Annotated in this window: 14 protein-coding genes; 10 read left to right on the top strand and 4 right to left on the bottom strand. The window is 72.1% G+C overall.

Going from position 1 to position 14,313, the window contains the following annotated elements:
- Positions 1-111 precede the first annotated feature (111 nt).
- The 6 genes from HHX30_RS30725 to HHX30_RS30750 all read left to right on the top strand — a co-directional run bounded on the left by HHX30_RS30725 (position 112) and on the right by HHX30_RS30750 (position 4,266).
- Positions 112-372: a hypothetical protein gene (locus tag HHX30_RS30725; protein ID WP_169986191.1), complete on the top strand. Its 261-nt coding sequence runs from the start codon at positions 112-114 to the stop codon at positions 370-372.
- 159 nt (positions 373-531) lie between these two features.
- Positions 532-1,095: a MauE/DoxX family redox-associated membrane protein gene (locus HHX30_RS30730; RefSeq protein ID WP_169986193.1), complete on the top strand. Its 564-nt coding sequence runs from the start codon at positions 532-534 to the stop codon at positions 1,093-1,095.
- A gap of 15 nt (positions 1,096-1,110) precedes the next feature.
- Positions 1,111-1,653 (top strand): hypothetical protein, encoded by a 543-nt coding sequence (locus HHX30_RS30735; protein ID WP_169986195.1) that lies wholly within the window; start codon positions 1,111-1,113, stop codon positions 1,651-1,653.
- The gene (locus tag HHX30_RS30740) at positions 1,650-3,539 is read left to right on the top strand and encodes an ABC transporter ATP-binding protein (RefSeq protein WP_311922934.1); all 1,890 of its coding nucleotides are present in this window, start codon (positions 1,650-1,652) and stop codon (positions 3,537-3,539) included. The genes HHX30_RS30735 and HHX30_RS30740 overlap by 4 nt, the downstream gene beginning before the upstream one ends.
- On the top strand, positions 3,536-3,982 hold the full coding sequence (locus tag HHX30_RS30745) for a S26 family signal peptidase (RefSeq protein WP_169986197.1): 447 nt from the start codon (positions 3,536-3,538) through the stop codon (positions 3,980-3,982). Before HHX30_RS30740 ends, HHX30_RS30745 begins: the two co-directional genes overlap by 4 nt.
- Positions 3,983-4,089: 107 nt before the next feature.
- A complete protein-coding gene (locus tag HHX30_RS30750; protein WP_169986199.1) occupies positions 4,090-4,266 on the top strand; it encodes a hypothetical protein in 177 nt (58 codons plus the stop codon).
- An 86-nt stretch (positions 4,267-4,352) separates the two neighbouring features.
- Here the strand turns inward: HHX30_RS30750 and HHX30_RS30755 are convergent, their stop codons facing one another.
- Entirely contained in the window at positions 4,353-6,170 is a 1,818-nt protein-coding gene (locus HHX30_RS30755; protein WP_169986201.1) for a BTAD domain-containing putative transcriptional regulator, read from the bottom strand.
- Positions 6,171-6,421: 251 nt separating this feature from the next.
- Between HHX30_RS30755 and HHX30_RS30760 the strand changes: the two genes are divergently transcribed.
- From HHX30_RS30760 to HHX30_RS30770, 3 genes are all read left to right on the top strand, one after another.
- Positions 6,422-7,075 carry a TetR/AcrR family transcriptional regulator gene (locus HHX30_RS30760; RefSeq protein ID WP_169986203.1) on the top strand — a complete coding sequence of 218 codons (654 nt, stop codon included), beginning with the start codon at positions 6,422-6,424 and terminating at the stop codon, positions 7,073-7,075.
- A 91-nt stretch (positions 7,076-7,166) separates the two neighbouring features.
- A complete protein-coding gene (locus tag HHX30_RS30765) occupies positions 7,167-7,544 on the top strand; it encodes a hypothetical protein (protein WP_169986205.1) in 378 nt (125 codons plus the stop codon).
- Between the two features lie 88 nt (positions 7,545-7,632).
- Positions 7,633-9,099 (top strand): ATP-binding protein, encoded by a 1,467-nt coding sequence (locus HHX30_RS30770; protein ID WP_311922935.1) that lies wholly within the window; start codon positions 7,633-7,635, stop codon positions 9,097-9,099.
- Between the two features lie 100 nt (positions 9,100-9,199).
- On the opposite strand, the gene HHX30_RS30775 is transcribed toward HHX30_RS30770, so the two are convergent.
- A complete protein-coding gene (locus tag HHX30_RS30775) occupies positions 9,200-10,561 on the bottom strand; it encodes an LCP family protein (RefSeq protein WP_311922936.1) in 1,362 nt (453 codons plus the stop codon).
- Between the two features lie 195 nt (positions 10,562-10,756).
- On the opposite strand from HHX30_RS30775, the gene HHX30_RS30780 reads away from it, so the two are divergent.
- Positions 10,757-11,815, top strand: coding sequence for a glycosyltransferase family 2 protein (locus tag HHX30_RS30780; RefSeq protein ID WP_169986313.1), 1,059 nt, complete (start codon positions 10,757-10,759; stop codon positions 11,813-11,815).
- Here the strand turns inward: HHX30_RS30780 and HHX30_RS30785 are convergent.
- Together HHX30_RS30785 and HHX30_RS42895 are read right to left on the bottom strand one after the other, a co-directional pair.
- Positions 11,792-12,406: a Uma2 family endonuclease gene (locus tag HHX30_RS30785; RefSeq protein ID WP_169986209.1), complete on the bottom strand. Its 615-nt coding sequence runs from the start codon at positions 12,404-12,406 to the stop codon at positions 11,792-11,794. The two genes, HHX30_RS30780 and HHX30_RS30785, sit on opposite strands and share 24 nt — an antisense overlap.
- A gap of 55 nt (positions 12,407-12,461) precedes the next feature.
- Entirely contained in the window at positions 12,462-14,312 is a 1,851-nt protein-coding gene (locus HHX30_RS42895) for a CDP-glycerol glycerophosphotransferase family protein (protein WP_283246930.1), read from the bottom strand.
- Between the last annotated feature and the right edge of the window lies 1 nt (position 14,313).

The raw sequence follows: 14,313 nt of genomic DNA on the forward strand, positions 1-14,313 counted from the left end.
CCGGCCGGGTCAGGGCCGGGGCATTGTCCGGCCCGGTCCCACTGGCGGCGTCGATCGTCGCGCGCATCACCGGTACGGTGAGCGAGTAGTGACGGCATTCGGCTGCCGGAGGTGGCGGTGGTATCCCGGGTGATCAGCTGGCTGGGACTCGCCGGTCAGCTGTGCACGTTGCCGTTCTATCTGGCGAGCGGCCTGGTCGCCCCGCTCTGGGCGATCATCGTCCTTCTCGTGGTGTGGGCGGGGCTGGTCGGCGTGGCCGTGTGGGCCGTACGCCGGCGCTCCGCCTGGGGCCTGGCGGTGCCGTTCCTCGGCGTCGGCGTGTGGCTGGGCGGCGTCTCGGCCGGTGAGGCGTTCCTGGGCTGGACGGCCTGACCACCGTCTCCTCCGCCCAGCCCCGAGGCCCGGGAACAAGCAGGCAGGAAACACGTACGGCAGTCCCCGCGGCCGATACATCGCGGTGTGTAGCCGTCGTGTACCCCACGTCCTGCGGCCGTTCCTAGCGTGGAGGGCGACCCGCCCGACCGACCGGGGATGAGGACGCCCGTGGCCTATCTCTTCGCCTTCTGCCGGCTGCTCACGGGGATCGTCTTCCTCATGTCCGCCGTGAGCAAGTTGCGTGGGCGGACGGCGTACGAGGAGTTCACGGCGGCCACTCGCGCCCTCACACGCCTGCCGGCCCGGCGGGTCAGGCCTGTCGCGGCGCTCGTCGTCGCCGCCGAGGCCGCCGTCGCGCCGCTGCTGGCCTGGGGGCCCACCGTGCTCGCCGGCTTCTGCGTCGCACTGGGGCTGCTCGCGGCCTTCACCGTGGCCATCGTCGCCGCGCTGCGGCGCGGCCGGCGGGTTCCCTGCCGCTGCTTCGGCGCCTCCGCCGTTCCGGTCGGCCCCGGTCATCTCGCGCGCAACGCCGTGCTCGTCGTCGCGGCCGCGGCCGGAGCGGTCCTGGCCGCGACCGAGGCGGTCGTGGCCGGGAGCGGAGCCGTCCTCGCGGACCTCGATCCGGCCGGGCTCGCCGCGGTCGCGCTCGCGGCCGGAGCCATGGCAGCCCTGCTGTCGGCGACCGGCGAGATCGCCGATCTGTTCACCAGTACACCCTGACGGAGGTAGTCCCTCATGCCGTTCCTGACAGCGCTCGTGCTGGGCGTCGGCGTCCTGTGCCTGATCGACCTGGTGCTGACGGTCGGGGTGATCCGGCGGTTGCGGGAGCACCAGGCGATGCTGTCGGCGCGACCGGTGGCGTCCCCGCCGATCGTGCTCCCGCCCGGTGCGACGATCGGCGGCTTCTCCGCTGTGAGCACCGACGGCGTCCACGTCTCCGACGGAACGCTGACCGAGCCGGTCCTCGTCGGCGTCTTCTCGCCCGACTGCTCCGCCTGCCACGACCGCCTGCCGCAGTTCGCCGAGCGCGCGCGGACCTACCCCGGAGGACGCGGCAACGTGCTCGCCGTGCTCGTCGGTACGGAGGAGGAGGTGGCGGACCAGCGGCGGACGCTGGAGCCGGTCGCCCTGGTGCTGATCGAGGAGTACGGCACCGGCCTGACGGGGGCGTTGCAGGTGAAGGGCTTCCCGTCCCTCGCCCTGGTCGACGAGCACGGGAGGGTCGTCGCCAGCGGGACCACTCTCGAGGACCTCGGCAAGATTCCCGCGCACGCGTGACGGCACAGGTGCGGGGTCATGCCGGAGCGCGGGCGGTGGTCACCGCCCTCGGCATGGCCTGGCGGGCGAGCAGGGGGCTGACCACCGCCTTCGCCGCCCTCAGCATGCTCATGGCCGCCCTGCCGGTGACGATGGCCTGGTGCACCAAGCTGGTGCTCGACGAGATCGCCGGCGGCCGGCCCGAGGTCGGCGTGACCACGGCTCTGGGCGCCGCGATCGCCGGGTGCGGGGTGCTGACGGCGCTCGGACCGCAGGTCGTCCAGTACGTCAGGGACGAGAGCGGGCGCAGGGTCGGTCTCGTCGCCCAGGACCGCCTCTTCCAGGCCACCGAGCGGTTCGTCGGCCTCGCCAGGTTCGAGGACCCCGCGTTCCTCGACCGGATCCGGATGGCGCAACAGTACGGCGGGGCGACCCCGGGCATGGTGGTCTCCGCCGCGCTGGGCGGCGCCAGGACGGTGATGACCGGTGCCGGGTTCCTCGTCTCCCTTGTGACGATAAATCCGTGGATGGCCGTCCTCGTGGTCGGCGCGGCGGCGCCGTCTCTGGCCGCGGAGCTCTGGCTGTCCCGGCGGCGTGCCGCGATGCTGTGGGGCATCGGCCCGGTCGAGCGCCGCGAGTTCTTCTTCGGTGAGCTGCTCGTCAACGTCCGGGCGGCCAAGGAGCTGAGGCTCTTCGGCATCGGGGCGCACCTGCGCGGGCTGATGAACGCCCAGCGGCGGGCCGCGAACGCCGAGCGGAGCCGTACCGACCGGCGCGAGCTCGGCGTCCAGGCAGTGACCGGGACCACGGCGGCGCTGGCGGCCGGGGGCGGCCTGCTGTGGGTTATCGTCTCCGCCGCGAACGGCACGGGCGGGGTCGGCGACGTGGCGCTGTTCGTCGCGGCCGTCGCCGGAGTCCAGGCGGCGGTGAGCGGGCTCGTCGTCGAACTCGTCACCGCGCACCAGCAGGTGCTGCTGTTCGGCCACTACCTCGCCGTCCTGGACGCCGAGCCGGACCTTCCGGTCCCGGCCCGGCCCCGGCGGGCCGGCCCGCTGCGCCGGGGGATCGAGCTGCAGGACGTGTGGTTCCGCTACTCGCCCGGCCACCCCTGGGCCCTGCGCGGCGTGAGCCTGACCATCCCGTACGGCACGGCGGTGGCGCTCGTCGGGAGGAACGGCGCGGGCAAGAGCACCGTGGTCAAGCTCCTGTGCCGGATGTACGATCCCGGACGCGGCTCGATCCTCTGGGACGGGGTCGATCTCCGGGAGATGGACCCGGTAGAGCTTCGCGCCCGGATCGGGGCGGTGTTCCAGGACTACATGGAGTACGACATGACCGCGGCCGAGAACATCGGCCTCGGCGATCTCGCCGCGCTGGACGACCGGGGGAGGATCGAGGCGGCCGCGCGGCGGGCGGGCGCGCACGGCGCCGTGAGCGGCCTGCCCCGGGGGTACGACACCATGCTGTCGCGGGTCTTCGCCGATCCCCCCGAAGACGGCGGCGCGGAAGACGACGGCGGCGTGACGGGCGTCCACCTGTCGGGCGGGCAGTGGCAGCGGCTCGCCCTCGCCCGCGCCTACCTCCGGGGTGAGCGGGACCTGCTGATCCTGGACGAGCCCAGCTCGGGACTCGACGCCGAGGCGGAGCACGAGATCCACCAGGGCCTGCGGGAGCACCGCCGCGGGCGCACGAGCGTGCTGGTCAGCCATCGGCTCGGCGCCGTGCGCGACGCGGACCACATCGTGGTCCTCGACGGCGGACAGGTCGCCGAGCAGGGCACGCACGCCGGGCTGCTGACGCGTGGCGGGATCTACGCCCACCTGTTCACCCTGCAGGCGGAGGGATACCGGCAGCGGGAGGACCGGGACGCGGGCACCGCGCACGACCGGCTCTCGGGGGCACGATGACGCCGGTCCTGCTCGTCCTGCTCGCGACGGCGCTCCCGGCCGCCGCCGTGACGGCGGTCCGGCGGACCCTCCGTGTCGTGGAGGTGCACGGGGAGAGCATGAAGCCCGGCCTGTGCCCCGGCGACCGGGTCCTCGTACGGAGGCTGCGCCCCGGCGGCCCCGGCCGGCGCGTCCGGCGCGGGGACATCGTCGTCATCGCCCGCGTGGGCCCCGGGGAGGGTTTCACGCTCGACGGCGGCACGAACCTGGTGATCAAGCGGGCCGCGGCCGTTGCCGGGGACCCGATGCCTCCGGATTTCGAGGCGCTGGGGGAGGCCCGCGTGCCGCCGGGGCGGCTGCTCGTCCTCGGGGACAACCCGTCGCGGAGCACCGACTCCCGTCAGTGGGGCCTGCTTCCCGAAAGCAGGATCACGGGCGTCGTTCTCCGGCGGCTGAACGCGTGAACCAGGTGAACGCGATACAGGAGCTCGTGTATCGGAATGGTATGTCCGTCATCGAATCCGCTCCTAATGTCGACGAATGTAAAGGAGTCCCGCATAGGAGGAACCAAATGACGCGGACGATTCAGCGGCTGGCGGACCGGATGGTCGCCCGGCTGGTCCCGGCCACCCGCGCGCAGGCGATCAACTGCTGGTACGAGGGCTCAACCTGCGTCCGCCGCTACTGCTGCACCGGGTCGGAGATTCCCGGCGGCCGCTACTGCACCGGGTATGAGTACCTCTGCTAGACGAGCACGGCGGAGCGCCCCATCGCACAGCGCCCATCGCACAGCGCCCATCGCACTGGGGGCGCTCCGCCCTCGCATTTTCTCTTTCACCGGATTCCTCGTTTTTCCGAGACCGAGGGTTTTTCCGAGGCAGAGGCGATTTCCCTGGCGTACAGGCGGGTGAGATCGTTCATCCGGTAGTGGTCGGGGGCTATCGGCTTCATCAGGCGGAGATCGGCCAGCCTGCCGAGCGCCGCCCACGCCGTACGCCGGTCGCACCCGAGGAGCTCCGCCGCGATCGCCGACCGGCAGTCGGCCACGCCTCTCTCGCCGAGCCGGTGGAACAGGGCGAGCGCGCAGCCGTCCGCCGTCCCCTCACGCTGCCGCAGGGCCTGGTAGTCGAGGTCGAGGGCGCCCCGCACGGAAAGGTCACCGCAGGTCAGCAGGTCGAGCCGGTGCTCCTCGTCGGCCAGCATGTCGGCGAACGCCGCCAGCGTCCACTCCCGCCGCACGGCCAGTCGCTTGCCCGCGATCCGCAGCGCGAGCGGCAGGTTGTCGCAGAGCCGGGCCACTCTCCGCACCTGCTCGGGGTCGACCCGCTTCCGCCCGCAGAGCCCGGACAGCAGCTCGTACGCCGCGTCATCGGTGAGGGGAGCGAGCGGCAGGTGGACGACATCGTCGAGCGCCGCGAGCACCGCCCTGCTGGTGACCACGAACTGGCAGCCGGGACCGGCACCGATCAGTGGGCGCAGTTGCCCTTCGCCGGTCGCGTTGTCGACGAGGACCAGCACACGCTTGGCCTCCGTGGCGGTCCTGAACTGCAGCACCGCGTCGTCGAGGTCCGGGGCGATCCGGTCGCCCGGCAGCCCCAGCAGGCTCAGCAGCCGCGCCAGCGTCTCGTACGCGCCGGGCCTGGGAAGGGACCGCAGGTCGACATGGAGCACACCGCCGGGAAAATCCGGCGCCGCCGCCCGGACGGCACGCAGGGCCAGGGCCGACTTCCCCACTCCCGCAGGACCGTGTACGCCGACGGGCCGTGGGGGAGAGGCGGCGATCGCGGCCACGAGCTCCTTCAGCTCCGGGTCCCGGCCCACGAGACATCCCGGACCCGCGGCCGGCGCCGCCTTGGGCGCGGGCGACGGGTGGGACCGATCGCGGGCGGGAGTCACGGGGACCGCCAAGAGCGCGGCGTCCCGGTTGAGTATGCTCCGGTGCAGCCCGGCCAGCTCCGGCCCGGGCTCGACGCCCAGCTCCTCCGCCAGGAACGTGCGCGCCCGCCCATAGGCGGACAACGCCGCCGCCGAGTCTCCGCTGCGGTACAACGCGAGCATGAGGATGCCCCACAGCCGCTCCCTGGTGGGGTGGGCGGCCACCATCTCACGGAGCTCCGGCACCGCGTCGGCGTGCTCGCCCAGCCTGAGGCGGGCCTCGGCCCGCGCCTCCAGGGCCAGGCAGCGCTGCTCGGCGAGCGCGTCCAGGCGCGGGCCGAGCGCCGCCGTCCTGGGCACGTCCTCGGCCGGTGCGCCCCGCCAGCACGTGAGGGCCGCCGACAGGTGCCGCAGCGCCGCCTCCGGCCGCCCGGCGGACAGCGCCTGCCTGCCCTGGCGCAGGGCGTCGGCGAACTCGGTCACGTCGAGCTCGCCGGCCCGCACGGCGAGGACGTAGCCCGGCGGCCGGGCCGTCAGCCGGTCGCCGTCTCCCAGCGCGGATCGCAGCCGGTTGACGTAGGTGCGGACGTTGGCGACGGCGGAGCGGGGCGGCTCCTCGTCCCACATGGCCATGACCAGCCGGTCGATCGACACGACCCGGTTGGGTTCGAGCAGCAGCGCGGTCAGCAGGGCACGCTGCTTGGGCGACCCGAGCGGGACCGGCCTGTCGTCTCTCCTGACCTCGATCGGGCCCAGCAACCGGAACCGGAGGCTCATCCCGTCCTCCCCAGGCCTGAGAGGGCGGACGGCGGTTCCCAGCCGGGTGATCGATGCACGAAAGGACCTCCGTAGGCGTCTCGGGAGGAGCGTCTGAGCGAAGCACAACGAAGATCGCCGTCCGCGTGGGCTCCCACAAGGTGCGTGAGCGTCCGGAACAGTCCCGGACGCCGCAGGAAGTAAGGCGGGTTCCCGTTCTCACGAAGGCCTGCGCGTGATTAGCGGAGGGCCGTGCGGGAACCGACTACCGCATGACGGGTACGGGCGACGGGGGCCTGTCCGACCTCATCATCCGGGTGGCGACCCGCCTGTTCGCCGGGCTGGGCTACGACGGTACGGACATGCGGCAGATCGCCGATGCCTCGGGCGTCGACGTGACCATGATCAGGCGGCAGTTCGGTGACAAGCGGACGCTCTACCTCGCGGTCATGGATCGCATGAACCGCTACCACAACGCCGTCCTGGAGAAGGGCGTCAAGGACCTCGTCAGCGCACCGCCCGAACGCAGGATCGCCGCCCTGCACGCGCTCCTCGACCGATACATCGACTTCTGCTGCCGGCAGCCGGAGTATCCGGCGCTCTACACCTTCAGATGGCTCTCCGACGCCAGCGACGTCCCCGAGTTGGAGTCGATGTACGCCGCGCCGGCGGCGCAGTTCGTGAGCGACAGCGTCGCTCCCCTGGTGACCGCCCCGGACGTGGACGTGGACTACATGATCAGCTCGGTCATCTGGTGCGTCCACAGCTTCGTGCAGAGCGGCGTGTACGACCGGTCGGGCCGGCGTTACGGCCACGACCATCCCGGAGCGCTGTGGCACTTCCGCAGGCACCTGCACCAGATGGTCCATCGCACCCTCCGCCTGCCGGGAGAGCCCCCGCCGGTCGAGCGTCCGTCTCACGGGTGAAGCCCCGCCCGCGCGCCGGACATCGACCCGGGACGGGCGTGGTAGTAATGAGACCCGCGGAGGAGGCCGTACAGACAGAGTTGGTGCAACCATGACCGAGCGGTACCTCGGCGTTCTCGGCATCGGCGAGGCGCTGGGCGTGAGCCGGCACGCGGTGCACAAGTGGCGCTCGCGCTACCCCGCCGACTCGGCGCACCCGTTCCCCGAGCCCGATGTCGAGGTCGACGGGACCCCCGGCTGGCGCCCCGACCGGCTGACGGAGATCACGGAGTGGCGCAACGGCCTGCCGGGCCGCGGTACCGGCGGCGGGCGCCCCACCGCCGCGCGCCAGGAATATCTCAGGGAAGCGGCGGCGCGAGGCATGGACCGGGACGAGGCGCTGCGCGCGCTCGCCACGCTCGCCGAAGAGTTTCCCGAGATGACCGAGCCGGAGATCTGCGCCTGGCTCATCGGGCACTGGCGGCGCTGACGCGTCCCCGCGCACCAGGTCGGCCGGGGCGTCGGGCTTCCCACAGAAGTACGGTTCCGTGAACTACACTTCTGTGAAGGAGGTGCCCGTGGTTCCCAAGCCCGAGCGGATGTTCGACCGAGTGCGGGAGTGGCAGGGGCTCGCCTCCTTCGCGTCGGCGGGTGCGATGACCGGGGCCACGCTCGGAATCGTCAGCGGACGCCGTAGGCAGGGAAAAAGCTTCCTCCTGCAGGCTCTGGCGGAGGAGACCGGTGGCATGTACTTCGCCGCCACGGAGGCCACGGAGGCGGAGTCGCTCCGGCTCTTCGCGGACGCGCTCGTACGGCATACGCGGGAGGTGCCGGAGCGTCCATTCCGCGATTGGAACGACGCGATCGCGGAACTGTTCCACACGTTCCGAAGCCGGCCGACCCTGGTGGTCGTGGACGAGTTTCCCTTCCTGTCCAGAGTCACGCCGAGCCTCCCCTCCATCATCCAGCGTGAACTCGGCCCGGGCGGCAGCGGGCGGGACAGCTCCGCCCGACTGATCCTCTGTGGCTCCGCAATGGCGGTCATGGGCGGGCTGCTCGCGGGGCAGGCACCGCTGCGGGGGCGGGCCGGGCTCGAACTGGTCGTCCAACCCTTCGGCTACCGCGACGCCGCGCGGTTCTGGGGGCTGACGGACCCGCGCCTGGCCGTGCTCGTGCACTCGATCGTCGGGGGCACTCCCGCGTACCGGTACGAGTTCACACAAGGTGACGCGCCCGCCGGCCTGGCGGATTTCGATTCCTGGGTGGTCAGGAGCGTTCTCAACCCGCAGAAGCCTCTCTTCCGTGAGGCCCGATATCTCCTCGCGGAGGAATCGGACATTCGCGATCCGGCGCTGTACCACTCGGTGCTGGCCGCCATCGCCAGTGGAAACACCACGAACGGTGGCATCGCGAGTTACGTAGGCCGCAGGTCGGATCAGATCACCCATCCGCTCAACGTCCTCGAGGACTGCGCGCTGATCGCCCGTGAGCCGGACGTCTTCCGCCAGGGCCGTTCCCGCTACCGCATCGTCGAGCCCCTGATCACCTTCTACGAGGGTGTGATGCGGCGGCGCTGGCCGGAGCTGGAGGCGTACCGCGGCGAGACGGTGTGGGGGTCTGTACGTGAGACCTTCCTGGCCCAAATCGTGGGCCCGCATTTCGAGGCTCTGTGCCGCGACTACGCCATGGGCGTCGGCGAAGAAGTGTTCGGGGGTTTCCCCGCCACAGTGGGCGCGGGCACGGTGAACGACCCGGAGAACCGCACCCAGATAGAGATCGATGTGGCGGTCTTCTCTCCCCCTGATGGAGGCCGGGCGGGCAGGCTGTTGTCCCTGGGGGAGGCGAAGTGGGGGGAGACGATGAGCCACCACCACGTGGGGCGGCTCACCCGGGCCCGCGACCTCCTCGCCGCCAAGGGCTACGACACCCGCGACACGGTCCTGGCCTGCTACAGCGGTGCCGGCTTCACCGCCGAGTTGCGGGCCTCGGCCGCCTCGGACGACCGCCTCCGTCTCATCGGCCTCGACGAGATCTACGGCAGCTGAAGCCCGGTCGCTCAGGCCGGCCTCGGCTTCGGCCGCATCCCCGCCGTACGGCGGTTCCGCACGCCCCACGCCAGGCGGGACGTCCGGTCGCCCCGGGCGGTCACTTCTTGCAGATGTTCTGCGTGGCGGTGCGGGCCGTGGGGGTCGCCTGCGGCGTGGGCGCCGCAGGCGTCGCGGAGCCCTCCGGCGCGGCCACGGTCACCTTCTTCACGTCGTGGTTCTGCTGGCCCACGACGACCTCGATGCCGGTCACGTCCGGTTGCTCGCGCAACTCCGCGCCCGGGATGGCGGCGGCCACCGTACGCGCCGAGTCCTCGCGGCCGGGCGGGTAGCGGATGACGGTGGTGGCGAAGTCGCGCCGGGCCGTGTTGCCGGGCGTCGAGGGCACCATGAAGCCCGCTTCGACGAGGCGGGCCTTCGTGGTCGCGCCGAGGCCGGTGACGGACGTCCCGTTGAGCACCTTGACCGAGATCCGGGCGGGCGCGATCGTGAGCGCCGTCGGCGAGGTCGTGGGGGTCGCCGAGGCCGCGGGGCTGCCCGAAGGAGACACCGAGGCCTTCGCCGACGGCTTGACGAGGGCCTGGTCGGCGTCGATCCGCCGGAACAGTTCGCGGGCGGCGGCCTTGTCCCACAGCACCGCCGACTCGCCCGTCGGCGCCTGGTAGTTCACGTCGGCCAGCGGCACGGTCGCGAACGACACGTCGTCGGTCGAGACGGCCTTGAACTGGTCGACCATGCCGAGCAGGTTCTTCTGCAGGTCCGGGTCCACCTTGATCGTCCTGAAGGTGGAGTCGAGGAACCCCTTGAGCCTGATCGGATTGGCCAGCGTGCCGCCGCTGAGCGCCTTGTTGAGCAGCGCGGAGATGACCTGCTGCTGCCGGTCGATGCGGTCGAGGTCGGAGCGCGCGGTGGCCCTCGTGCGGGCGTAGGCGAGCGCGTTGACGCCGTCCAGCGTGTACGTCCCCGGCTGTAGGTTCAGCTTGGTCTTCGGGTCGTCGATGGTCACCGGCGTGCAGACGGTCACCCCGCCCAGCGACTCCACCACGCCGATGAACCCGAGCACGTTGACCTCGATGTAGTGGTTGATGCGCAGCCCCGTCGCCTGCTCCACCGTCTTGACCGCCAGCTTGGCGCCGCCGAACTGGTACGCCGCGTTGATCTTGTGCTCGCCCTTGCCGGGAACCGTCGTCCAGGTGTCCCGCGGCAGGCTGACGACGGTGACCTTGCTGTGGTCCTCCGACAGGTGGATCACCATCATCGTGTCGGTGCGCTCGCCGACGTCGCGGCCGAGATGGAGCTGGTTCTGCTGGCGCCTGCTCAGGTCGTCGCGCCGGTCCACGCCCACGAGCAGGATGTTCATCGCGCCCCGGGACCCGGCGTCGCTCGTGCCCGCTTCCACCGACTCGATCTGGTTGAACGCGTAGTTCTGCGCCAGCCACGTGACGCCGGAACCGATCAGCACTACTCCGGACAGCGAGCCCGAAATGACCAGGGATCGGAGGTTTGACCTCCGCTGGCGGGCGCGTTGCGCCGTCAGCCTCACCCCGCCGTACCCGTCGCCCCCTACGCGGACGCCGGAGTCCTCCCCATCGTCGCCGGGCATTCCCGTCCTCCGGTTGCCTTCTCCACCCCTCCGTACAGTAGCGTGAGCGCCGCCATGAAGCCCTTTCCCGACTCGCGACAGTCGAGCCAGAATCCCGCGCGGAACTGGCCACCGATCTCGGTGATCATGCCGGTGCTGAACGAGGAGCGGCACCTGCGCGACGCCGTGCGGCAGGTTCTCGAACAGGACTACGAGGGCCCGCTCGAGGTCGTCATCAGCGTGGGTCCCTCCCACGACCGCACGCAGGAGGTGGCCGACGCGATCGCGGCCGCGGACCCCCGCGTCGTCGTCGTGCCGAACCCCACCGGCCGCACCCCCAACGCGTTGAACGCCGCCATCGCCGCGTCCCGCAACCCCGTCGTCGCGCGGGTCGACGGGCACGCCATCCTGCCCCGCGACTACCTCCGTACGGCCGTGGAGACGCTGGAGCAGACCGGGGCCGACAACGTCGGCGGCATCATGGCCGCCGAGGGGATCACGCCGTTCGAGCACGCGGTGGCCTGCGCCATGACCTCGAAGATCGGCGTGGGCAACGCGCGGTTCCACACGGGCGGGGAGGCCGGCCCGGCCGACACCGTCTACCTGGGCGTCTTCCGCCGCAGCGCCCTCGACCGGGTGGGCGGCTACGACGAGCACTTCCTGCGCGCGCAGGACTGGGAGATGAACCACCGCATCCGGGAGACCGGCGGGCTGGTGTGGTTCCAGCCGAGGATGCGCGTCACCTACCGTCCCCGGCCCAACGTGCGCGCCCTGGCCAAGCAGTACTTCCACTACGGCCGCTGGCGGCGGGTCGTCTCCCGCACCCACCAGGGCACGATCAACCTGCGCTACCTCGCCCCGCCCGCCGCGGTGGCGGCGATGGCGCTGGGACTGGTGGTCTCGCCGTTCTTCTGGCCCGGCCTGCTGATCCCCGGCGGCTACCTCGCGGCGATCCTCGCGGGCTCGGTCCTCACCGGCCGCGGACTGTCCGGCGCCGCGCTCTTACGCCTGCCGCTGGTGTACGCCACCATGCACGTCTCGTGGGGGACGGGCTTCCTGACCAGCCCCCCGAAGCTCAGCAAGCCACGTCCCAAGCCCGAACGGGCGAGTCTAGAGGACCTCTTCGAAGACTGAGGTGTCCAGCGTGAAGCCGATCGGGTGGGGGACGTGGATCTCCCGCCCGAACGGCACCGTCGAGGTCACCTGGTACTGACCCTCCTTGGGGTCGCTGTAGACCGTGACCGAGGCCGGCTTCGTCAGCGGGTCCACGAGGAGAAACACCGGGACCCCGCCTCCGGCGTAGATCGCCGGCTTCTTGACGCGGTCGTCCTCCCGGCTGCCCTTCGACACCACCTCGGCGACCAGCATCAGCCCCGAGGACAGCAGTTCACGTTCCCCCCAGCGCGGGCAGTCCCTGGGGGCGAGGACGAAGTCCGGCTCGACCGGTTCCCGGCTGCCGTCGATGCACACGTCCACGTTGCCCGCCCAGGCGCGCCAGTCGCGCTCGTCCATGAGGGGAATGAACGCGCGGAACAGGCGCATGGCGGCTTGGCCGTGTTCGGGGGTGCCCACGGGGCTCACTATCAGTCTCCCGTCGATGATCTCGGTCCGCAGACCCGGAAGTGGGGGCAGCGAATCGAACAGCTCACGGGGAGTGCCGGGCAGGGGGCGCTCGGGTACGGGTGCCAGAGCGGGGCCGTGTGGCCTGCGTGAGGTCGCGACCATGGGTGTGCATCCCTTCGTGTCCGCGTCGATACGCTGAGTTGACGCGGCCAGTATTTCAGTCGCGGGCGGCAGGGGCGAGGGCTTCGAGGCCGAGGGAGCGGGCGCGCGCCTCGGCCCGGGCGGTGGCACGCCGTACGGCCTCCTCGAAGCGGGCCAGCGGGTCCGGATGGTCGGCGCCGAGCAGGTAGGCGCGCAGGGCCCGCCGGGCGGCGGCCATGTCGTCGCCTCCCGGGGCGTCGAGACGGCGCAGGATGTCCGGCAGCTCGGCCAGGTCGGCCCCGAGCAGGTACGCCGCCCCCGCGGCCGGGTAGCGCTCGCGGAACCGGTCCTCCGGCAGGCCCGCCACGTTGGCCACGACGTACGGCTTGCCGCTGGCCACGAAGTCCGACACCACGCTGGAGATGTCCGAGATCAGCACGTCCGCCTCGTTGAAGCACTCGTACAGCGACAGCTCGCGGCCGGTCACGACGAGGTGCGGCATGCCGGTGCTCTCGTGCAGCAGAGTCATGATCTTCCGGTGCGCCGCGCGGGCGGCCGGCGAGCGGTGGCCGGTCAGCGGGTGCGGCTTGTAGATCACCCGCACCGGCCGGTCCAGCAGGGCGCGCACGATCGCGGGGCCCATGGCGACCAGCGAGCTGTGGAACAGGTCGTCGCTCCACCCCTCCCAGGTGGGCGCGTACAAGACGGTCCGGTACGGCGCCGCCCCCTCGGCGTACGGGCTGGTCCGCCGCACCCCGGCGAGCTGGGGGCGGCCGACCTCCTCGACGGCCTCGTCCCGCACGCCCACCTGGGCACGCAGGTAGCGGTCCCGCCCGGCGGGCCCGGCCACCCAGACCTCGTCGTACACCTTCGTGTACGGGTTGAAGGACGCCTCCTTGTCGCTGTCGCCGTGGCCGATGAACACGCTCCGCACGCCTGCCACCCTGAGCATGTGGATGTTGTTGCCGACGTTGGCGGGGAACAGCGCGACCCGCACGCCGTCGAGCGCGCGGAAGTTCATGAGGTCGACGGAGGCGGGGACGCACACCACCGGCAGCGTCGTCGGCCCGAGGGCCGTGACCAGCGCCCGCTCGCGCAGCACCACCAGCGTCCTCGGCGTGATGCGCTCCAGCGTCCCGAGCCACATCGTGGCCTGGTAGGCCGCCGTGACCGGCCCGGAGAAGTACATGACGACCTCGGGCCGGTAGGCGGCGACCCAGTCGTCCACGACCGCGAGGACCCGGCGCCGGTCGCCCAGGTGCCTGGCCCGCCGCGCGTGCGTCAGCAGCGCGGCCACCGCGACGACCTCCAGCGCCAGGGCCGCGGCGGCGCCCGCGGCGCCCGTCCAGCCCAGGCCCGCCGACGCCCCGGCCGCGGCCGGCACGACCGCGAGCGCGTCCAGGTAGAGCAGCCTGGCGCCCCGCCAGGTGAGCAGCGCGCGGGACGGCGCGGGCGAAACCCGCAGCGCGGGCAGGTCGATGTTGCGGGTCACGACCGGCATCTGGTTGTGCCGGCGGTCGACGTGCTCGGCGAGCCACGTCTGCACCGCCCGCAGACCGTGGAACAGGAACAGCCCGGCCGCGAACGCCGCGAACCACCACGGCCGCCCCGGGGCCAGCCGCGCCAGCAGCACGACGACGGCCGTCTCACGCGACAGGAAGCGGACCGTGGCCCCGAGATGGGCCCGGCTCAGCGTCCCCGCCGCCCGGCCGGGCAGCGCGATCTCCGCGGCGTACGACAGCGGCACGAGCACCGCGAAGGTCGCGGGCAGCGGCCACACGGCGGCCGCGAGCATGGCCGGGTACGACGCGAGCGTGATCGCGGTGAACGCGCCCCTGCGCCCACCGGCCATGCCTCTCAGCGCCGGCCGCCGGACCAGCCTGACCAGTGCGTTCGGGGCCCTGCGCCCCCTGATGATTCCCCCCATG

The sequence above is a fragment of the Microbispora sp. H10836 genome (assembly GCF_012999525.1).
Lineage (GTDB): Bacteria > Actinomycetota > Actinomycetes > Streptosporangiales > Streptosporangiaceae > Microbispora.

Bases quoted from the DNA above. Each gene is read 5' to 3' on its own strand.
- HHX30_RS30730 (WP_169986193.1), top strand. From the start codon at position 532: ATGAGGACGCCCGTGGCCTATCTCTTCGCCTTCTGCCGGCTGCTCACG.
- HHX30_RS30735 (WP_169986195.1), top strand. From the start codon at position 1,111: ATGCCGTTCCTGACAGCGCTCGTGCTGGGCGTCGGCGTCCTGTGCCTG.
- HHX30_RS30745 (WP_169986197.1), top strand. From the start codon at position 3,536: ATGACGCCGGTCCTGCTCGTCCTGCTCGCGACGGCGCTCCCGGCCGCC.
- HHX30_RS30750 (WP_169986199.1), top strand. From the start codon at position 4,090: ATGACGCGGACGATTCAGCGGCTGGCGGACCGGATGGTCGCCCGGCTG.
- HHX30_RS30755 (WP_169986201.1), bottom strand. From the start codon at position 6,170: ATGAGCCTCCGGTTCCGGTTGCTGGGCCCGATCGAGGTCAGGAGAGAC.
- HHX30_RS30760 (WP_169986203.1), top strand. From the start codon at position 6,422: ATGACGGGTACGGGCGACGGGGGCCTGTCCGACCTCATCATCCGGGTG.
- HHX30_RS30765 (WP_169986205.1), top strand. From the start codon at position 7,167: ATGACCGAGCGGTACCTCGGCGTTCTCGGCATCGGCGAGGCGCTGGGC.
- HHX30_RS30780 (WP_169986313.1), top strand. From the start codon at position 10,757: ATGAAGCCCTTTCCCGACTCGCGACAGTCGAGCCAGAATCCCGCGCGG.
- HHX30_RS30785 (WP_169986209.1), bottom strand. From the start codon at position 12,406: ATGGTCGCGACCTCACGCAGGCCACACGGCCCCGCTCTGGCACCCGTA.
- HHX30_RS42895 (WP_283246930.1), bottom strand. From the start codon at position 14,312: ATGGGGGGAATCATCAGGGGGCGCAGGGCCCCGAACGCACTGGTCAGG.